18 protein-coding genes, 1 tRNA gene and 1 pseudogene are annotated in these 19,789 nt (G+C 24.9%); 10 read left to right on the forward strand and 10 right to left on the reverse strand.

All coding sequences use genetic code 11. The features are described from left to right. Nucleotides 1-4: 4 nt before the first annotated feature. Nucleotides 5-1,813, forward strand: a complete 1,809-nt coding sequence (gene recD / locus BU_RS02375; RefSeq protein WP_010896127.1) for an exodeoxyribonuclease V subunit alpha — start codon at nucleotides 5-7, stop codon at nucleotides 1,811-1,813. 38 nt (nucleotides 1,814-1,851) lie between these two features. Here recD and argA read toward each other — a convergent pair whose 3' ends face one another. Continuing rightward, the gene (gene argA / locus BU_RS02380; protein WP_009874409.1) at nucleotides 1,852-3,180 is read right to left on the reverse strand and encodes an amino-acid N-acetyltransferase; all 1,329 of its coding nucleotides are present in this window, start codon (nucleotides 3,178-3,180) and stop codon (nucleotides 1,852-1,854) included. 182 nt (nucleotides 3,181-3,362) lie between these two features. Beyond that, nucleotides 3,363-3,439, reverse strand: a tRNA-Met gene (locus BU_RS02385). Between the two features lie 108 nt (nucleotides 3,440-3,547). On the opposite strand from BU_RS02385, the gene mltA reads away from it, so the two are divergent. The 5 genes and pseudogenes from mltA (at nucleotide 3,548) to nusB (ending at nucleotide 7,764) form a co-directional block, all read left to right on the forward strand. After that, complete coding sequence (gene mltA / locus BU_RS02390; protein WP_009874410.1) at nucleotides 3,548-4,627, forward strand: murein transglycosylase A; 1,080 nt, start codon at nucleotides 3,548-3,550, stop codon at nucleotides 4,625-4,627. Nucleotides 4,628-4,665: 38 nt separating this feature from the next. After that, the gene (gene ribE, locus BU_RS02395; RefSeq protein WP_010896128.1) at nucleotides 4,666-5,148 is read left to right on the forward strand and encodes a 6,7-dimethyl-8-ribityllumazine synthase; all 483 of its coding nucleotides are present in this window, start codon (nucleotides 4,666-4,668) and stop codon (nucleotides 5,146-5,148) included. 29 nt (nucleotides 5,149-5,177) lie between these two features. Further along, entirely contained in the window at nucleotides 5,178-6,149 is a 972-nt protein-coding gene (gene thiL, locus BU_RS02400; RefSeq protein WP_009874412.1) for a thiamine-phosphate kinase, read from the forward strand. 55 nt (nucleotides 6,150-6,204) lie between these two features. Further along, nucleotides 6,205-7,296: pseudogene (gene ribD, locus BU_RS03210) on the forward strand (bifunctional diaminohydroxyphosphoribosylaminopyrimidine deaminase/5-amino-6-(5-phosphoribosylamino)uracil reductase RibD). A gap of 36 nt (nucleotides 7,297-7,332) precedes the next feature. Next, nucleotides 7,333-7,764 (forward strand): transcription antitermination factor NusB, encoded by a 432-nt coding sequence (gene nusB, locus BU_RS02415; protein ID WP_010896129.1) that lies wholly within the window; start codon nucleotides 7,333-7,335, stop codon nucleotides 7,762-7,764. A 54-nt stretch (nucleotides 7,765-7,818) separates the two neighbouring features. Here nusB and dxs read toward each other — a convergent pair whose 3' ends face one another. Genes dxs through BU_RS02430 form a run of 3 tightly spaced genes read right to left on the reverse strand, consistent with a single transcriptional unit; the run spans nucleotide 7,819 to nucleotide 11,775 of the window. Further along, nucleotides 7,819-9,645, reverse strand: coding sequence for a 1-deoxy-D-xylulose-5-phosphate synthase (gene dxs, locus BU_RS02420; protein WP_010896130.1), 1,827 nt, complete (start codon nucleotides 9,643-9,645; stop codon nucleotides 7,819-7,821). A gap of 57 nt (nucleotides 9,646-9,702) precedes the next feature. Next, on the reverse strand, nucleotides 9,703-10,551 hold the full coding sequence (locus BU_RS02425; protein ID WP_009874417.1) for a polyprenyl synthetase family protein: 849 nt from the start codon (nucleotides 10,549-10,551) through the stop codon (nucleotides 9,703-9,705). A 51-nt stretch (nucleotides 10,552-10,602) separates the two neighbouring features. Continuing rightward, on the reverse strand, nucleotides 10,603-11,775 hold the full coding sequence (locus tag BU_RS02430; protein ID WP_010896131.1) for an MFS transporter: 1,173 nt from the start codon (nucleotides 11,773-11,775) through the stop codon (nucleotides 10,603-10,605). Nucleotides 11,776-11,848: 73 nt separating this feature from the next. Between BU_RS02430 and BU_RS02435 the strand changes: the two genes are divergently transcribed. After that, nucleotides 11,849-12,193 (forward strand): TusE/DsrC/DsvC family sulfur relay protein, encoded by a 345-nt coding sequence (locus BU_RS02435; RefSeq protein WP_009874419.1) that lies wholly within the window; start codon nucleotides 11,849-11,851, stop codon nucleotides 12,191-12,193. Nucleotides 12,194-12,213: 20 nt separating this feature from the next. On the opposite strand, the gene cyoE is transcribed toward BU_RS02435, so the two are convergent. From cyoE to cyoA, 5 genes are read right to left on the reverse strand one after another with little or no spacing between them, the layout of a single operon-like run. Further along, nucleotides 12,214-13,071 (reverse strand): heme o synthase, encoded by an 858-nt coding sequence (gene cyoE, locus BU_RS02440; RefSeq protein WP_009874420.1) that lies wholly within the window; start codon nucleotides 13,069-13,071, stop codon nucleotides 12,214-12,216. Between the two features lie 27 nt (nucleotides 13,072-13,098). Then, a complete protein-coding gene (gene cyoD, locus BU_RS02445; RefSeq protein ID WP_009874421.1) occupies nucleotides 13,099-13,416 on the reverse strand; it encodes a cytochrome o ubiquinol oxidase subunit IV in 318 nt (105 codons plus the stop codon). Beyond that, nucleotides 13,416-14,033 carry a cytochrome o ubiquinol oxidase subunit III gene (gene cyoC, locus BU_RS02450; RefSeq protein WP_009874422.1) on the reverse strand — a complete coding sequence of 206 codons (618 nt, stop codon included), beginning with the start codon at nucleotides 14,031-14,033 and terminating at the stop codon, nucleotides 13,416-13,418. The genes cyoD and cyoC overlap by 1 nt, the downstream gene beginning before the upstream one ends. Continuing rightward, nucleotides 14,030-16,018, reverse strand: coding sequence for a cytochrome o ubiquinol oxidase subunit I (cyoB, locus tag BU_RS02455; protein WP_010896132.1), 1,989 nt, complete (start codon nucleotides 16,016-16,018; stop codon nucleotides 14,030-14,032). Before cyoB ends, cyoC begins: the two co-directional genes overlap by 4 nt. Nucleotides 16,019-16,022: 4 nt before the next feature. Beyond that, nucleotides 16,023-16,913, reverse strand: a complete 891-nt coding sequence (cyoA, locus tag BU_RS02460) for a ubiquinol oxidase subunit II (protein WP_010896133.1) — start codon at nucleotides 16,911-16,913, stop codon at nucleotides 16,023-16,025. 298 nt (nucleotides 16,914-17,211) lie between these two features. Between cyoA and BU_RS02465 the strand changes: the two genes are divergently transcribed. The 3 genes from BU_RS02465 (at nucleotide 17,212) to clpP (ending at nucleotide 19,751) form a co-directional block, all read left to right on the forward strand. Continuing rightward, entirely contained in the window at nucleotides 17,212-17,526 is a 315-nt protein-coding gene (locus BU_RS02465) for a BolA family protein (RefSeq protein ID WP_009874425.1), read from the forward strand. Between the two features lie 135 nt (nucleotides 17,527-17,661). After that, nucleotides 17,662-18,990, forward strand: a complete 1,329-nt coding sequence (tig, locus tag BU_RS02470; RefSeq protein WP_010896134.1) for a trigger factor — start codon at nucleotides 17,662-17,664, stop codon at nucleotides 18,988-18,990. 134 nt (nucleotides 18,991-19,124) lie between these two features. Next, on the forward strand, nucleotides 19,125-19,751 hold the full coding sequence (clpP, locus tag BU_RS02475; protein ID WP_010896135.1) for an ATP-dependent Clp endopeptidase proteolytic subunit ClpP: 627 nt from the start codon (nucleotides 19,125-19,127) through the stop codon (nucleotides 19,749-19,751). Nucleotides 19,752-19,789 lie beyond the last annotated feature (38 nt).

A 19,789-nucleotide genomic window follows, 5' to 3' on the forward strand; every position in this document is an offset into this window, starting at 1 on the left:
AAATATGCTTATTTTATTAAAAAAAGCTGTAAAATTGAAAATTATACGTCCAATTGATTTTTATTTTTCTCAATTTATCGCACAAAAAAATAATATTGTTATGTTAGTTGCTGCTTGTGTAAGTTATGAAAGCAGTAGAGGTTATATTTCTCTGCCAATTAAATATTTTGAAAAACATTATTTTTTTTCTAGTTCAAATGAAGTATTTATAAAAAAAATATTGACTCTTTTAGAAAAAAAAATAAATTGGCCCGTTGAGTTATTAAAACATGCATCTATTGGTAATGGTGGTACTTCTACACCTTTAGTTTTACATAAAAAAAAAATATATCTCTATAAAATGTGGAAATCTGAAAGTAATATTTTTAACTATTTATATACAAAAAATAAAAAAAATAAAATTAATCAAAAAAAATGCTCAAAAATATTGGAAAATTTGTTTCCTCAAAAAAATATGAGTTTTCAGAAAATAGCGGTAGCATTAACTTTAATAAATAATATAACATTTATTATTGGTGGGCCCGGAACTGGAAAAACTACTACTATATTGAAAATAATAATTGCATTAATAAAAAGTTCAAAAAAATCAATAAAAATTCAGTTATCTGCACCGACAGGAAAAGCGACAACACATTTAAATGAAATTCTAAAAAACAATATCTTTGATCTGTATTTTTCTGAAAAAGAAAAGTGTTCTCTACCATCTACAGCTACAACTATACATCAACTATTGGGTATTCAAAAAATATCACAAAAAAGTTTTTTTAATAAAAGTAACTGTTTAGATTTAGATGTTTTGATTATCGATGAAATCTCAATGGTAGACATTTTAATGATGGAAAAAATATTATCTTCAATTTCAAAAAATACCAAGTTAATTTTTATAGGAGATCATAATCAATTAGGTCCAATAGAATCAGGTTCTATTCTAAGAAAAATTTGTTATTACGCAAATGATGGATATAGCTTTAAATCTATGATTAGTATTGAAAAACTTACACAATATAAATTGTGTAAAAAAATAAATAAAAAAACAACAAACTTTATTAGTGATAATATATGTGTTTTAAATAAAAACTACAGATTTAATAAAAATTCAGGTATTTATACGTTGTCTAATGCTATTTTTAAGAAAAAAACTAGGATCATTGAAAGTCTATTTGATAATTCGATAAAAAACATTTTTTTTTATGAAACTAACTCTTCTGAACAATATAAAAAAATGATCAAAAATATATGTTTAAACTATGAAGATTTTTGGGAAAAAATATATAAAAAAGCGACAATGAAAGAAATAATAGAATCTTTTCAAAATTATCAAGTTTTGTGCATATTGCATGATGGTTTATTTGGTGTGAATATTATAAATAAAAAGTTAGAAGAAAATATGTATAAAAAAAATATTATAAAATATTTTTATATTGATGGAGAAGAATGGTATATAGGGAAACCTATTATGATTATTAATAATAATCGTGCTCTAAATGTATCAAATGGAAATATAGGTATTACTAACATCAATAAAAATGGCATTTTACAAGTATCTTTTTTAAAAGAAAACAATACAATTAATAATATTCCTGTAAAGATATTAAGAAATTATAAAACTGCCTGGGCTATTACTGTTCATAAATCACAAGGTTCAGAATTTATGAATACAGCTTTAATACTACCTAATTTCAACTCTCATATTTTAAATAAAGACACTTTGTATACTGGTATAACAAGATCTCGAAAAATATTAAGTATTTTTTCAGATAAAAAAATTTTTTTAAATACTATTTTTAAAAATACGAATAAAATATTATTTTAATTTTAGTAATTTATTTTTTTAATAATTCCTGAAAATATTTAAATTACATCAATCATTAAAATTTTTGAACCACGCTGATAGTTATACATCTTCTTTTTACTTTCCGGTAAAACTTCAATGTCCACTAAAATAAAACCTCTTTCTTGAAACCAATGAATACTCTGGGTTGTTAATACAAAAATTCTTTTCAAGTGCATGTCTTTAGCGTTCATTTTAATTTTTTTTAACAATGCGTCCCCACGAGAAGAATTGCGATAATCGGGATGAACAGCTAGACAGGCCATTTCTCCTATTTTTTCCTTAAAAAAAGGATATAACGCTGCACAAGCAATAGTTAAATTATCATGTTCAATAATAGTAAATTTATCTACTTCTATTTCTAATTGCTCTCGTGATCTACGAACTAAAATTCCTTTATGTTCTAATGGACGAATTAATTCTAATATTCCTCCAATATCATTAATACTAGCTCCTCTTATTTTTTCTGCTGATTCCATAACCATTTGAGTACCAATACCATCACGAGAAAATAATTCTTGTAAAAGAGCTCCGCTTTTATGATAGCTAATTAAATGACTACGATTAACTCCACTCTTGCAGGCTTTTATTGATCCTTTTAAAAAACGAACAGTAGAGGAAATATAATCACCTTTTTTTTCCAATTTTTTAATTATATTTTTTATATCATTAGACAGTAATTCAGAAATAATTTTACCTTCGTCATTAATCACTCCTTGATTACCACAAAAACCTATCATTTTTTCTGCTTTTAGTTCAATGCTAACTTGAGTAGCTATTTCTTCGGAAGTTAAATTAAAACTTTCTCCTGTTACAGAAACAGCTACTGGACCAATTAAAACTATTGCTCCATTATTTAATTGACAATTAATTGCATTTTTATCAATCCTCCTAACTCTGCCACTATGACAGTAGTCTACGCCATCATCAACTCCTAATGGTTGTGAAATAATAAAATTACCACTAACCACGCTAATATTTGCTCCTTGAAGAGGGGTGTTAGTTAAACTCATCGACAAACGTGCGGTAATGTCAAGTTGCAATTTTCCTGCAGCCTGTTTCACTTGCTCCAAAGATGCTAAATCAGTAATACGTATAGATTTATGATAAATTATTTTGATATTTTTTTCTTTTAAACTAGTATTAATTTGAGGACAAGCGCCGTATACAACTACCAAACGAATGCCTAAACTATGTAATAATCCTATATCATTAATGATACTATAAAAATTTCCATATTTGATCGCTTCACCACCTAACATTATTACAAACGTTTTACCTCGATGAGCATTAATGTAAGGAACGCTGTGACGAAAACCCTGAACTAATTCAGTATTACGTTCTTTCATATCAATCCTCTTGCATTTTTAATGCAATATATATATTATTTTTTTGTTAATTTAATTTTTATCATCTCGGACAAGATAATATTAAAATTCTGAAAGGTTTTTTTGAATAATTTGAAAAAAGACAGGGTTGAATTAATTTTTTTAGAATAATTATAATTTTAATAATTATAATTTTAATATATTGGTTGCGGGGGCTGGATTTGAACCAACGACCTTCGGGTTATGAGCCCGACGAGCTACCAGACTGCTCCACCCCGCGCCTGTATTAATATACATATTACACTTTTATAAAAAAATTGCAATAATTTTTATAAAAAAATTGTTAATTAAAAATATTTTATTAATCAATAAGTTTGAATATATAAAAATGCAAAAAAAAATCATTAAAACAATAATATTTTTTAGTTTATTTTTTTTATTTGAAAAATCATATGCATATATAAATATCAATCAAGGACAACAGTATGAAAAAAAACTCATTCAAAATTTGACAAAAATAAAGCAAATAAATATTAAAAAAAAAATAATTAATGCAGAATCATTTTATATTCAAGTGGAAAAAATAAAAAAATTTTCTCCATCTTTATATTTAAAAAATGAGTCTACTTATAAAACAATTTTAAAATGGTTGAAAAAAAACTCTAATATTAATGAACTTAATGAATTTGGAATCAATTTATTTCAAATGAAAGGGATAGATAACTATGGTAATGTTAAAATAACTGGATATTATACCCCAATAGTACAAGCTAGAAAAATTAAAAAAAATAACTTTAAATATCCGATATATTCTATGCCTTATCATCTAAAAAAAAATGAACCTTTACCAAAAAGAAAAGATATATATAATGGAGTTTTAGATAAAAAATATATTTTAGCTTATAGTAATTCTTTAATAGATAACTTTATTATGGAAATTCAAGGTAGTGCATTTATAGATTATGGAAATAAGAAAAAATTAATATTTTTTAGCTACGCAGGAAAAAATGGTTGGCCCTATAAATCAATTGGACAAATCCTTATAAATCGAGGTGATATAGAAAAAAAAAATATGTCTATGCAGGCTATTAATAAATGGTTTACAAAACACACAAACAAAGAAATACAAGATTTATTTGAAAAAAATGAATCCTTTGTGTTCTTTAAAGAAACAAAAAAAAAACAGGTATATGGAGCAAGTGCTGTACCATTAATAGCGCAAACATCAGTAGCAGCTGATAATTCTATAATCAAAAAAGGAAGTGTAATTTTATTAAAAATACCAATACTTGATCAAAATGGTGTGTTTTTAAATAAATATGAAATGCGTTTAGTAATTGCTTTAGATGTAGGAGGTGCAATTAAAGGCCATCATTTTGATATTTATGAAGGAATTGGTACAAAAGCATCTATACTATCAGGTTATTATAATCATTATGGATATGCTTGGATACTGAATAAAAAATAATTAATTATATCAATTTAAATAATAAGAAAATATAAAAAATGAATATAATCCAATCAGGAATTACAGCTGAAAACTCATCTATTGCTATAATAATTGCTCGATTTAATGAATTTATTAATAAAAATTTATTACTAGGAGCACTAGATACCTTGAAAAGAATAGGTCAGGTACACGAAGAGAACATCTTAAAAATATATGTTCCTGGAACATATGAAATACCAACTATTGCAAGTTATATCGCAAAATCTGGAAAATATGATGCGATCATCGCTATAGGAACAATTATAAAAGGACAAACTGATCATTTTAAATATATCGCTAATGATACTAGTAGTAGTCTTTCTAGAATTAGCGCTCAATATTTTTTACCTATTACACTAGGGATACTAACAACTAAAAACATTGAGCAGTCAATTGAAAGATCTGGAACAAAAATGGGAAACAAAGGATCTGATGCCGCTTTAGCCGCATTAGAAATGATTAATGTTATGAAAAAATTAAAAAAAGTAATATATTATTAAACATCTATTTTAATATTCAACTATTTATAATGAAATATACTGAATTTGAAATTATATCAAAATACTTTAAACGTAATCAAAAAAAAGATGTTAATGAAATTAAAGGTATTGGAGATGATAGTGCTTTAATAAAAATACCAAAAAATAATATTCTTGCAATTAGTACTGATACACTAGTTGAAGGAACTCATTTTTTAAAAAATATATCTCCTGAAGATTTAGGATATAAAACAGTAGCAGTTAATCTCAGTGATCTTGCTGCTATGGGTGCTGAACCCAAGTGGACAACATTATCTATTACAATGCCTGAATCTAATAATATATGGCTAAAAAAATTTAGTAGCAGTTTTTTTAAAATATTAAACAAGTATAATGTACGATTAATTGGTGGCGATACAAACCGCGGATCATTAAGCATCACTTTAAGTATGTATGGGTTACTAAAAAAACAGATTGCATTGCTAAGAAGTAATGCTAATATAGGAGATTTGATTTATGTAACTGGAACTCTTGGGGAAAGTGCAGCCGGTTTATTTTTACTTAAAAAAAATATTTTTATAAAAAACGTAAATATACGAAATTATTTGATTAAAAAACATTTAAATCCTATACCCAGAGTTTCTGAAGGTATGGCTCTTAGAAAAATTGCAAATGCAGCTATTGATTTATCAGACGGATTAATTGCCGATTTAGATCACATATTAAATGATAGTCAATGCGGAGCAAATATTAATTTAAATAAAATTCCTATTTCAAAAGTTTTAATTGACAACTTTCAAAGTCAAAATTATCTGAATTGGGCATTAAATGTAGGAGAAGATTATGAGTTATGTTTTACTATCTCAAAAAAAAATATAGATAAACTAAAAATAATCAAAAAAAAATTCTTAGTAAATTTCACATGTATTGGATACATTACACCTATTGAACAAGGTTTTAATTTATTTGATAACCAAAAGAAAATTATCTTTAAAAAAAAAGGTTTTAATCACTTTGATTAAAAGTTTATAAAAAATTTAAAAAATATGTTGGTTAAATATGAACGATATATTTTACATGAAAAGAGCAATAGAACTTAGTAAATTAGGTGAATTTACTACAGCACCAAATCCTAATGTAGGATGTGTTATTGTCAAAAATAACATAATTGTTGGTGAAGGATGGCATGAACAAGCAGGAAAAAATCATGCAGAAATTAATGCATTAATTATGGCTGGAGAAAAAGCACAAGGAGGAACAGCTTATGTAACATTAGAACCATGTAATCATTTTGGTAAAACCCCTCCATGCTGTAATGCACTCATTAAATCTGGAATTAATCGTGTTGTCATTTCTAATATAGATCCTAATCCTAAAATTTCTGGTAATGGAATACTATATTTAAAAAAACACGGTATTTGTGTAAAAACAGGTTTGCTATCAAAAGAATCAAAACAATATAATAAAGGGTTTTTTAAAAGAATGAAAACTGGATTTCCATGAATACAGCTTAAAATAGCTATATCAATCGATGGAAGAATTGCAATGAGAAACGGCGATAGTAAATGGATTACTTCAAAACAGGCGCGTCAAGATGTTCAAAAATTTCGAGCAAAAAGTTCAGTAATTCTAAGTAGCAGTTCTACTATTTTAAGTGATAATCCTTTATTAAACGTACGATATAAAGAGCTTGATAAAAAAACACTATCTATTTTCCCTAATAAAATATTTCAACATCCAATAAGAGTAATTATAGATAGCAAAAATCGTGTTCAACCGTCACATAATATTATTAAAACAAAAGGGAAAATTTGGTTAATTAGATTAAAATCTGATAGAAAAATATGGCCTAAAAATACAACTCAAATTATAGAAAAAGATCATAATAAAAAAATTAATATATTTTCTCTTTTAAAATTCTTAGGACAGTCAGAAATTAACAATGTTTGGATAGAAGCTGGCAGTACTTTATCGGGATTCTTATTAAATTCATATTTAATTGATGAATTAATTATATATATGGCTCCTAAAATACTTGGACATGAAGCAAAACCATTATGTATGATTTATGAAAAATTAAAAATATCGAACTCTCTTCAATTCAAGTTTAAAAATATTTGTCAAATAGGTCCCGATATAAGATTAATCTTATCTCCCAAAAAAATATAATACTAATATATTAAATATATAAGAGAAATTTTATTTATGAAACCATCTTTTCGAAGAAAAGCACGCGCATGTGCATTACAAGTATTGTATTCTTGGGAAATATCTCATAACAATATTAAAGAAAGTGCCATCTATTTTTTAAAAGAAAAAAATAAAAAAAATATTGATATTGTATACTTTTATGAATTAATTATTGGAATTACATACGACTGTAAAAATATAGATAATTTAATGAAACCTTATTTATTTAGATCATTAAAAGAATTAGGACATATTGAAAGGGCAATTCTTAGAATTTCATTTTATGAATTACATAAAAGAAATGATATACCTTATAAAGTTTCAATTAATGAAGGTATTGAACTAGCTAAATTATTTGGTTCTGAAGATAGTCATAAATTTATCAATGGTGTTTTAGATAAAGCAGTATTTAAAATGGGATATAACAAAAAAGTTGTTATCGCATAATCATATGATAAAAAATCATATCTATTCTATACTATACTATTAATATTTTTTATATTATTGTCTTAGCCAATAAAATATTTGTTTATAGATACCTTCAGAATCTAATTTATAGACATGTCTAATTTCTTCTTGCGTGCCTTGAGGGATAAATGTATCCGGTAGTCCAATATTTAAAACTGGCAGAAAAATCTTATTTACCATAATGAATTCGTTAACAGCACTGCCTGCTCCACCAGAAATAACACCTTCTTCAAGAGTGATAAAGAATTTATTTTGAGAAGATAATTTCAAAATCATACTTTTATCTAAAGGCTTAACAAAACGCATATCAACTAATGTTGCATCTAACTTTTCTGCTGCACAATAAGCATTGTGCAACAAAATACCAAAATTTAAAATAGCTATTTTTTTACCTCTTCTTTTTATAAGAGATTTTCCTATTGGAATTCTATTCATAGGCATTAATAATTCTCCTACACCGTATCCTTTAGGATATCTTACTACACTAGGACCCTTATTATGCATATAGCCAGTATAAAGCATTTGACGACATTCGTTTTCATTGCTAGGTGTCATAATAACTATACCTGGAATACACCTTAGATAAGCTAGATCAAAAACTCCCTGATGAGTTTGACCATCATTCCCAACAATCCCAGCTCTATCGACAGCAAACAAAACAGATAGTTTTTGTAAAGCTATGTCATGTATAAGTTGATCATAAGCTCTTTGAAAAAAAGTAGAATAAATTGAAACAACTGGTTTATAGCCACTAATTGCAAGACCTGCTGCAAAAGTAACTGCATGTTGTTCAGCAATAGCAACATCAAAATATTGATTTGGAAAGAGACGAGAAAATTTCACCATTCCAGACCCTTCACACATTGCAGGTGTGATAGCTATTAATTTTTTATCAAATGCAGCTATTTCACAAAGCCAGGTACCAAAAACATCTGAATAACTAAGAGATTTTGAAACTGATGAATCACGTGAAGATATTGTATGCCATTTGATAGGATTTAGCTCAGCAGGAAGATAACCTTTTCCTTTTTTAGTTACAAGATGCAATAAATACGTACCTTTTTTATTCTTGATTTTTTTTAATGTATTAATAATAGAAAAAATATTATGCCCATCAAATGGTCCTAAATACTTACATCCTAAATTAGAAAAAATTGAATTAAAAGATATAGAATGATTTTGAATTCGTTTATCTTTAAAAAATAGCTTCTTATTCAATAAACGTATTTTTTTTCGGTTTTTTTGAGTATTTTGAACACTTCTTAAAATTTTTAAATGCTTGTTTAAAGCTCCGACGTTTCTTGAAATAGACATTTGATTATCATTCAATATAACTAATAAATTAGATTGTATTTCACCAGCATGGTTTATAGCTTCAAATGCCATACCAGCAGTCATTGCACCATCACCAATAATACATATAGTTTTTCTATTTCTACCTTCTTTTTCAGCTGCAATAGACATTCCTAAACCTGCGCTGATTGAAGTAGAAGAATGACCGACACTTAAAGAATCATATTCACTTTCTTCTCGACAAGGGAAAGAATGTAATCCATTTTTTTTTCTAATACTGTTTATTTTTTCACCTCTACCAGTCAATATTTTATGAGGATATGCCTGATGCCCTGTATCCCATAATAAATTATCAAATGGGGTATTATACACATAATGAAGAGCTACAGTAATTTCTACTACACCTAATCCAGAAGCAAAGTGTCCTTTAGAAATACTCACTACGTCTAACAAGTATTCTCGTAGTTCAAAACATAATTGTGGCAACTGTTCGACACTTAAAAGTCGTAAATTTTCTACTGAATTAGCAAAAGATAAAATTGGATATTTGTTAAAATTAAAATTCATTAGATACTCATTATTAAATTTATTTCATACATTTGATGATAAATTTTATTAATTTTTCTAGTATGTTGGTATTGAAATTTTTTTTTTTAAACTATTTAATGCTAAAAATGATTTCTTATGTAATTGTTTTATTTTTTTTCTTGATTCATCTAAACCTATTATTAATGGATAAGTATGTTTTTTAATAATTTTTTTATTGTCTGTTTTTACACTATCTTTTTTAAAATCTAAAATATCATCCTGAATTTGAAATGCCAAACCAATAGAAATCGAAAAAAGATCTAATATTGATAATATAGATTTAGAAAAATTATTAGAAGAAAAATATACTAAACGTACAGCAGAACGCATTAAAAAAGAAGTTTTATATAAATTAATTATTTCTAATTCAGATAAATTTACATCTTTTTTTTCTGCTTCTAAATCTAAATTTTGACCCATGCACATCCCAGATGAACCAATGGAATAAGATAATTCAGAAATCATTTTTATACGTTTTAAATTAGATACATTTGGCATAAAACTGTTTGATAGAATATTAAACGCAAGACTTTGCAAAGCATCACCAGCAAGTAAAGAAGTACTTTCACCGTATTTTACATGACAAGATATCTTTCCTCTTCTAAAATTATCATTATCCATACAGGGTAAGTCATCATGTATTAAAGAGTATGAATGAATAAATTCGATGGCAGTAGATATAACATCTAATGTAGTAATATTAACTTTAAAAACATCTCCAGTTGAATATATTAAAGATGAACGCAATCTTTTACTACCTGAAAATACACTATATTTCATTGCTTTTAAAAGACTTGATTTTTGAAAAGGCAACTGATTTAATGTATAAAATAATTTTTGATTAATACGATGTTTGTATCTCTCATATAGATGAAAAAAATGCATATTTAGCACCTAAAAAAATAAATATTTATTATATATAAAAATTTGATTATACTATAAATAAAATCTATTTCTTAGAAAAAAACTAAAAATCAACCATAATAAAATTATAAATAATTCAAAATAAAATATCTGTGAAAAGTTTAAAAAACTATATAACCATCCGCTAAAAACACCTCCAAAAAAAATACCTAAAAATTGACTAGTAGAATAAATGCTCATTATACTACCTCTATAATTATTTGATAATTGCCTGCTAAGATGTGAAGAAAGAAAAACTTCAAGAAAGTTAAAAGATATAAAAAAAATCTGTAAAGAAATTATTAAAAATAATAAATTTTTTTGTGCTGATAAAAAAATAATTTCTGAAAAAAGAATAAATAAAATACAAATTTCAATAATATTTTCTAAAATATATTTATATTTACAATAAAATATAAATAAGAATAAAACAAAAAAAGAAATTAATATAGTACCTAAATATACTTTCCAATGATTGTCTAAAGAAAAACCAGATATTTCAAACTGATTAGGAATCATCGTGAACTTAATCATCAATAAAAAATGTAAAAAAAATACTCCTAAATAAAATCTAAAAAAAACTTTATTTAAAACAAAGTTTAATACTTTTTTATATGAATGGAGAGTTTTATTTTGTTTTAATATATTTTTTTTTGAAAAAGGAACAAAAAAACAAACAATTATCATACAAACAATAGATAAAAATGCAGATATCCAAAAAATAGAAAAAAACCCAAAATAATGAACAATTATAGGACCAGAAACTACAGCAATTAAGAAGGAAATAGCAAAGCTAACACCTATAGCAGCAATAGATTTAACACGGTTTTCTTCACGGATCAAATCAGATAAAAAAGCCATACACACACCAGATATAGCTCCCGAACCCTGAAAAAATCTACCAATAATTAAACCCCAAATGGAATGAATACTAGCTGATATAATATTTCCTATAAAAAACATAAAAAGACCTAGTAAAATTATTTTCTTTCGATTGAATTTATCAGATAATATTCCAAATGGAATTTGAAAAATTACCTGAGAAATTCCATAAATACCCATTGATAACCCGATTAAAAATTTATTACCACCATCTAAAAGCATGCCATATTTACTTAAAATAGGAAGAATCATAAACATTCCTAACATACGTAATAAAAAAATTACGCAAAAACTTAATGTAACTTGTAATTCTAAAAAGTTCATTTTATAATCCTTTATACTCAATTTAATATTTTTTTAAAATTTATATCCAGATTAAAATATATTTATCAAAAAAATGAATACTGATAACAAAATATTATATACATATGAAAATCTTGAAAAAGATTCAGAGGGATATTTAAAGAAAACTAAAGATTGGAATATAAAATTAGCAGAAGAAATCGCAAAAAGAGAAAATATTACTCTAAGTTCTGATCACTGGAAAGTAATAATTTTTGTACGTAAATTTTATTTTAAATTTAATATAACACCATCGATGAGAATGTTAATTAAAAGCATCCAAAAAGAAATAGGAAAATCTAAAATGAATAGTATTTATTTATTTAAACTCTTTCCTAAAGGACCTGCTAAACAAGCCAGCAAAATTGCTGGAATACCTAAACCAGTCAAATGCTTATAAAAAAAATAAATTAAAATATTTTAAAAAAAAACATCGATTGATATCAAAAAATTAAAAAAAACAATAACAATAATTGAGAAATAAAATAGTTTCCTAGCATTTTTCTTATCATTATTCTTTTTTATATTAGAATAAGATAAAAACGACCAATAAAAATTTACAATAGAAGAGAGAAGTAAAAAATTATAACTTAAATAACCCAAAAAAGTAAATAACGAACTAAAAAAAGAAAAATTAAGAACATAAAAAAAAATATGTTTTTTTGTTATAGCAACACCCTTCACAACAGAAAAAACAGGAATTTTAGCTTCTCTATAGTCCTTTATTCTCATAATAGAAATAGAATAAAAATGAGACATTTGCCAAAATATCACAATAACAAATAACAATATAGAACATATATCAATGGTATTAGAAACTGCGGTATAACCAATAACAGATGGTGTAGAACCCGAAAAACTTCCGATAAATGTAGAATAAAATGATCTTCTTTTATAAAACATGGTATATAAAACCACATAAATAAAAAAACCAAAAACAGCTAAACTCATTGATATAAAATTTACTAAACAACCTAATATAGATAAACCTAAAACGCCTAAAAAAATAGCAAAATTGAATACAGAAAAAACAGGAAGCAATTTTTTTGATAGAACTCTGTTACTTGTACGCTTCATTTTTTTATCTATATCAATATCGATTAAATTGTTAAAAACACAAGCAGAAGCAATTACTAAAGACGCCCCCAAGATAGTATATATAAATAAAACATAATTGAAAGCAGCATGTCTAGATGCAAATAAAAAACCTCCTGTAATTAAAGTAGAATTTCCAATAATAATACCAGGTTTAGTAATTTCTATATAATTTTTAAACATATAAATAAATTTTCTTAAATTAAGTTTTTACATTGTATTATGATTTAAATTAAACATAATCCATATAGAACCAAATACTACAATGAAAATAATGATGATCACAAATAATAAAGTAATCAGATTCCATCTTTCTTCTGGATCAAAACTTAAATGTAAAAAATATACGAAATGAATAATAATTTGACTAATAGCACATAACAAGAAAATAATGTAATTAACTTCGCTGCAAAAGAATTTTTCTATTGCCAATAGAAATGGCAGTGTAGTTAATAGAGAAGAAAATAAAAAACCTAATAAATAAGACTTCATTTCTTTATTCATATTAAAGTTTAAAAAACTACTCATTAAATAGCTCCATTTAAATAAACAAAAGTAAAAACACAAATCCATATAATGTCTAAAAAATGCCAAAAAACACTAAAACACAAAATTCTAGTTCGAATAGAATTAGTCAAACCTAGTTTTTTTATTTGATAAAGAATTGACAATATCAAAATTAAACCGAAAAAAATATGTACACCATGAGTGGCAACAAGAGTAAAGAAAATAGAAAAAAAAGCATTTTTATCAGGACCAAAGTTTTCTATAATCAATTCATAAAATTCATGCACTTCCATTAATAAAAAAATCAAGCCAAATATAAAAGTTATTGTTAAAAATGAATAAATCATTTTTATACGTTTCTGATTCATTGCGATAACAACAAACCCACATGACAAAGAACTTAATAATAATAAAAATGTTTCTAATAAAATAGAAGATAAATTAAAAATTTTATTACTAATTAAATTAATTGATATATTTGAAGAGACGATAGCATAAACGGCAAAAAGAACCGCAAACATAATACAGTCGCTCATTAAATATATCCATAAACCAAATAACTTTTTAGTTTCTGATATTTTATCATGCGTACTAGAATTACTATTTAATATAGTATTATTAAATTTATTTTCTATCATTTTAAACCTGCTTTTTGAATATTTTTCCAATATTGATGCTCAATTTTTTTTATCTCTTCTGCTGATATAGTATACTCAGTATCTTCATTAAGACTATTGATAAATAAACTAATAATAATTGCAAGAAAAGATAAAATACACAACCAAGTAATATGCCAAACCGCTGAAAAACCAAAAAACAATGAAAATATGCTTATCATAAATCCTAAACCTGTATTTTTAGGCATATGAATATCATGATAATTAATACTATTAATTAATTTATTGTAATGTTGTCCTTCTTTATTTCGCCAAAAATCGTCTCTATCTTCAACCTTAGGAATAATAGCAAAATTATATAGTGGAGCAGGTGAAGAGGTCGACCATTCTAAAGTCCTACCATCCCAAGGATCACCAGTTAAATCTAAATTGTGTCGGCGTTCTTTTATTGAAATAAAAAACTGAATAACTTGACAAATAATCCCGATACCAATAAAACAAGCGCCAATAGCAGCTATACATAACAACATATGAAATTCGGAGTCAATATTTTGACTTAAACGACGAGTCATACCCATTAGACCTAAAAAATACAAGGGTATGAAAGCAAGAAAAAATCCTATTATCCAAAACCAAAAAGCACGTTTTCCCCAAATTTCATTTAGAACAAATCCAAATAATTTAGGAAACCAATAATTAATACCAGCGAAACAACCAAAAACAACTCCGCCAATTATTACATTGTGAAAATGTGCAACTAAAAACAAGCTATTATGTAAAACAAAATCAGCCGGAGGAACAGACAATAACACACCAGTCATTCCACCAATAGAAAATGTTACTAAAAAACCTAAAGTCCACAATATAGAAGAATGCATATGCACCCGACCTTGATATATTGTAAATAACCAGTTAAAAATCTTTACACCAGTAGGAATTGCTATAATCATAGTAGTAATTCCAAAAAAAGTATTTACATCAGCTCCTGCTCCCATGGTAAAAAAATGATGTAACCATACAATAAAAGATAAAATAGTAATAGATAATGTTGCCCATACCAAAGAAACATATCCAAATAATCGTTTTTTAGAAAAAGTAGCCACTACCTCTGAAAATACACCAAAAACTGGTAGTACTAAGATATAAACTTCTGGATGACCCCAAATCCATATTAAATTCACATACATCATTGCATTACCGCCTAAATCATTAGTAAAAAAATGAAAATTAAAATAACGATCTAAAGTCAGCAATACAAGAGTAACAGTTAAAACTGGAAACGAAATAACTATAAGAATATTAGTACATAAAGAGGTCCAAGTAAAAACCGGCATTTTAAAAAAAGACATACCCGGAGCTCTCATTTTTAAAATTGTTACTAGAAAATTAATTCCTGTTAATGTTGTTCCAACACCTGAAATTTGTAAACTCCAAATCCAATAATCTACCCCTACACCTGAACTATATTTTATACCAGACAATGGTGGATAAGCTAACCAACCTGTTTGAGCAAATTCTCCTATTCCCAAAGACAAAGTAAGTAAAACCGCACTGCTAACATTTAACCAAAAACTTAGATTATTAAGAAACGGGAAAGCAACATCACGGGCTCCAATTTGCAATGGTATTACTAAGTTCATTAAACCAATAACCAGCGGCATAGCTACAAAAAAAATCATTATTACACCATGAGCTGTAAATATTTGATCATAGTGATGTGGCGGTAAAAAACCTTTAAAACCTGCTGATGCAACAACTTGTTGAGTACGCATTAATATAGCATCAACAAAACCACGAAATAACATAACAAATGCAAGTATTCCATACATAATAGATATTTTTTTATGATCAACCGTAGTAAACCATTCATACCATAAATATTTCCATTTTTTATAATAAGTAATAGTCGATGCTATGCATAATGCAATTAAAATAATCGCAATATAAGTAATCATTATAATTGGTTCATGATAGGGTATGGCATCAAACGTCAATTTTCCAAACATTATTCTATTTCTCCATATTAAAATTTTTCTTTACAATTTCATGCGAAAGATTTTCATCTAAGATAAAATGTTTTATAGAATATTGGTTTTTAATTTTATTAAATAAATTTTTTTTAACACTTGAAAAATATTCAATAGAATAATTTTCATTTGGAATAGATATTATATCAAAAGTTTTCATTGTATTTAATTTTATAGATGATGCTTGTACTTTTTTTACCCAATCTAAAAAAGTTGAATTTTTTAAAACAGATATTGCGGTGAATTTCATATTAGAAAAACCGTGTCCACTGTAATTAGATGATATTCCTTTATATTTACCTACATCATTAGCAATTAAATTTAATTTTGTTGTCATTCCAGGCATAGCATATATTTGACTACCTAAAGATGGAATAAAAAAAGCATTCATAACAGAATTTGAAGTAATTCGAAAAACAATCGGTCTATTCACAGGAAACATAATTTCATTAATTGTAGCAATATTATAATCTGGATAAATAAATAACCATTTCCAATCTAACGCTACTGCGTCTATTTTTATAGGATTATTTAAAGAGACTATAGATTTTTTAGGATCTAATTTATGAGTATAACTCCAAGATAAAAATGCTAAAAAAGAAACTATTATAATAGGAATCGTCCAAACTACAATTTCTATTTTTTTGGAATCACACCAATTAGGCTTGTATATCTGATTAACATTAGTTGAACGATACTTAAGAGAAAAATATATAGTCATGAAAATTACAGGAATAATAATAAATAACATCATTATAAAAGATATTAATATTAATGAATATTCCTCTGTAGCAATTGTTCCATGAGAATTAAGAAGTGGATTGTTGCATCCATTCAGAAAAAAAAATATTAATATCAATGATAATGTTTTCATAAAATTATTATAGTTTAAAAATATCATTCAAAAACCTCAAAAATAATGTATTTTTTATTCAAATATCTTTAATAATACTGTTATTATCAAAAATTTTTATAGGAAAATTATTATCTTATAAAAAGTAATAATCTGTGAAATAATTGAATTATTTTTTAAAAATTGTTAAAATTTAAAATTAAAAATTACATTTTTTTAAAAAATTTATTTATCAAAAAATACAATATAATACTATCAAAATAGCATAAAAAAATTTTATCTATTTTTTTTATTAATAAAAAGGACATAATATCAATTAATGACTCTAGAAAAAATAAAAAAATATTTAATATCTAAAATAAATATAAAATTTATTGAAATTTATGACGATAGCCAATTTCATCATTACTCTAAAAAAGGTCTTACACATTTAAGAATAATTATTATTAGCGATGATTTTATTAATCAAACGCTAATTAATAGACACCGAATAATTTTTTCAATGCTATCAAAAATGATAGAAAAAAAAATATATTCGTTAACTTTAAATACTTACACATTAAATGAATGGAAAGATAAAAAACTTAAAAAGACTAGTAATGTTAAGTGTGTAAAAAAAAATAATATTTTATGAATTTAATCAAAATATTTATGATCATAATCATATAATTTTTTTAAAATAATTATACTTAAGATATATAAAAACATTTTTAAAAATAGTAAAAAATATAAAATACACTGATAAAAGTAATCGTTTTGAGGTAATAAGATGAATTTTTTTATGGAAAAAAATAAAGATGCAGGTCATCGTGTTACAATTAAGATCCCAAAAACAACAGTCAATAATTCTCTTCTTCAAGAATTTATAAAAATTAGAAAAACAACTAAAATTAATGGTTTTAGAAAAGGAAAAACTCCTATTAGAGTAATACAAGAAAAGTATGGTAGTGCTATTTATTATGATATATTTAAAAAACTAATGCAAAAATTTTTTCATGAATTTATAAAGACAGAAAAAATAAAAATTATTGGTTCTCCGAAATTTTATATCCATCAAGATGAAGATAAAAAAAAAGAATATTTTGAATATTCTGTAATTTACGAACTATATCCACAATTTCAAATAAAAGATATAAAACAAATAAAAGTGAATAAAATAAACGTCGAAATAACAGAAGAAGATATTAAAAAAAACATAGAAACAAATAAAAATAAAAAAAATATTTGGAATCCAGTCAACAAAGCAGTTAAATCATATGACCGTGTAACAATTAATTATTGTATTTATGAAAAAAATAAAAAAATAAAAAAATTTGATAAAGACAATATTAGTTTTATTGTATCTAAAAACACATTGATACCCCAATTAAATTATAAAATAATCAATCATTTTGTTAATGACATTATTTTTTTTAAAATAAAATTTCATGCGTTTCATCCAGAAAAAGAACTACAAAATAAAGATATAACATTTAAAATAAAAATTATTAAAATTGAAAAAAAACAAGAATTAGAATCAGAAAAAAGTAATAAAAAAAACATCACGGAAAAAAAAACGATTCAAACGGACTATCAAACCATAAAAAATAATCTTCATTCACAAATCAATATAATAACTGATAAATATTTAGAAAATCAAATCATACAAAAAATCGTTGAAAAAAATATTCTATTGCTCCCTCCTCTTTTATTTCAAAAAGAAATAAAAAATTTATATAAACAATACACAAAACAATATCAAGAAGAAAATTCTAATATTTTAGAAAAAAAATACCACATGAGTCTTGATTCAGAAGTTAAAAAAAGATTGTATTTTCAAATTATAATAGAACAAATTATTTTAAATAATAAATTATTTGCAGATGAAAATAACATCCAAAAATTAATCAAAAAAATATCCTCAAATTATAAAAACCCCATGGAAATAATTAAATTATATAATAAAAATAAAAATCTTAAAAATACTATGAAAAATATAGAATTAGAAAGACAAGCCATGTTGTTATTAAAAAAAAGTATTAAAATTGAAAAACAAAATTGGAATTTTGAACGCTTTTTAAATTATAATTGGGCAAGTCATGAAGAATTAATGCTGTAATTAATAAAAATATTTTCTTGTGATATTATAAATTTTTCTAAAATATTAATTTTTAAGAAAGATAATTAATATTATTTAATAATTAAAAAGTAAAATTACCAGAAAAGTAATATTAAATATTTTTAGGAATAAAAATGCTATACGATCAAATTAAAAATAATAAAACAAGTTCATACGCTACTTTCATTCCTATGGTTGTAGAACAGCATTCTAGGGGAGAGCGTTCATATGATATATATTCACGATTATTAAAAGAACGAATAATTTTTATAACAGGTGCCATTGAAGATAACATGGCTAATAACATTGTTGCTCAAATATTATTTTTAGAAGCTGAAAATCCAGAAAAAGATATATTTTTATATATTAATTCTCCAGGTGGTATTATTACATCAGGCATGTCCATTTATGACACTATGCAATTCGTCAAACCAGAAATTAGTACTATTTGCTTAGGTCAAGCATGTTCAATGGCTGCTTTATTATTAACATCTGGAGCAAAAGGAAAAAGATTTTGTTTACCTAATTCAAAAGTTATGATTCATCAACCACTAGGTGGATACCAAGGACAAGCTTCAGATATTGCTATTCATGCCAGGGAAATAATGGAAATGAAAAAAAAATTAAATAAATTAATGTCATTTCATACTGGTCAATCTATAAAAAAAATAAATAAAGATACAGAACGTGATTGTTTTTTATCAGCAAACCAGTCTATTAAATATGGACTAATAGATTTTATTTTATCTCAGCGTCAATAAAAAAAATAAATCAATAAAATTTTTACTAAAATATTTTA

The sequence above is a fragment of the Buchnera aphidicola str. APS (Acyrthosiphon pisum) genome (assembly GCF_000009605.1).
GTDB classification, from domain to species: Bacteria; Pseudomonadota; Gammaproteobacteria; order Enterobacterales; family Enterobacteriaceae; genus Buchnera; species Buchnera aphidicola_I.

Excerpts from the sequence above, each read along its gene's own strand:
- recD (WP_010896127.1), top strand. The coding sequence starts at position 5 with ATGCTTATTTTATTAAAAAAAGCTGTAAAATTGAAAATTATACGTCCA.
- argA (WP_009874409.1), bottom strand. The coding sequence starts at position 3,180 with ATGAAAGAACGTAATACTGAATTAGTTCAGGGTTTTCGTCACAGCGTT.
- mltA (WP_009874410.1), top strand. The coding sequence starts at position 3,548 with ATGCAAAAAAAAATCATTAAAACAATAATATTTTTTAGTTTATTTTTT.
- ribE (WP_010896128.1), top strand. The coding sequence starts at position 4,666 with ATGAATATAATCCAATCAGGAATTACAGCTGAAAACTCATCTATTGCT.
- thiL (WP_009874412.1), top strand. The coding sequence starts at position 5,178 with ATGAAATATACTGAATTTGAAATTATATCAAAATACTTTAAACGTAAT.
- nusB (WP_010896129.1), top strand. The coding sequence starts at position 7,333 with ATGAAACCATCTTTTCGAAGAAAAGCACGCGCATGTGCATTACAAGTA.
- dxs (WP_010896130.1), bottom strand. The coding sequence starts at position 9,645 with ATGAATTTTAATTTTAACAAATATCCAATTTTATCTTTTGCTAATTCA.
- BU_RS02425 (WP_009874417.1), bottom strand. The coding sequence starts at position 10,551 with ATGCATTTTTTTCATCTATATGAGAGATACAAACATCGTATTAATCAA.
- BU_RS02430 (WP_010896131.1), bottom strand. The coding sequence starts at position 11,775 with ATGAACTTTTTAGAATTACAAGTTACATTAAGTTTTTGCGTAATTTTT.
- BU_RS02435 (WP_009874419.1), top strand. The coding sequence starts at position 11,849 with ATGAATACTGATAACAAAATATTATATACATATGAAAATCTTGAAAAA.
- cyoE (WP_009874420.1), bottom strand. The coding sequence starts at position 13,071 with ATGTTTAAAAATTATATAGAAATTACTAAACCTGGTATTATTATTGGA.
- cyoD (WP_009874421.1), bottom strand. The coding sequence starts at position 13,416 with ATGAGTAGTTTTTTAAACTTTAATATGAATAAAGAAATGAAGTCTTAT.
- cyoC (WP_009874422.1), bottom strand. The coding sequence starts at position 14,033 with ATGATAGAAAATAAATTTAATAATACTATATTAAATAGTAATTCTAGT.
- cyoB (WP_010896132.1), bottom strand. The coding sequence starts at position 16,018 with ATGTTTGGAAAATTGACGTTTGATGCCATACCCTATCATGAACCAATT.
- cyoA (WP_010896133.1), bottom strand. The coding sequence starts at position 16,913 with ATGAAAACATTATCATTGATATTAATATTTTTTTTTCTGAATGGATGC.
- BU_RS02465 (WP_009874425.1), top strand. The coding sequence starts at position 17,212 with ATGACTCTAGAAAAAATAAAAAAATATTTAATATCTAAAATAAATATA.
- tig (WP_010896134.1), top strand. The coding sequence starts at position 17,662 with ATGAATTTTTTTATGGAAAAAAATAAAGATGCAGGTCATCGTGTTACA.
- clpP (WP_010896135.1), top strand. The coding sequence starts at position 19,125 with ATGCTATACGATCAAATTAAAAATAATAAAACAAGTTCATACGCTACT.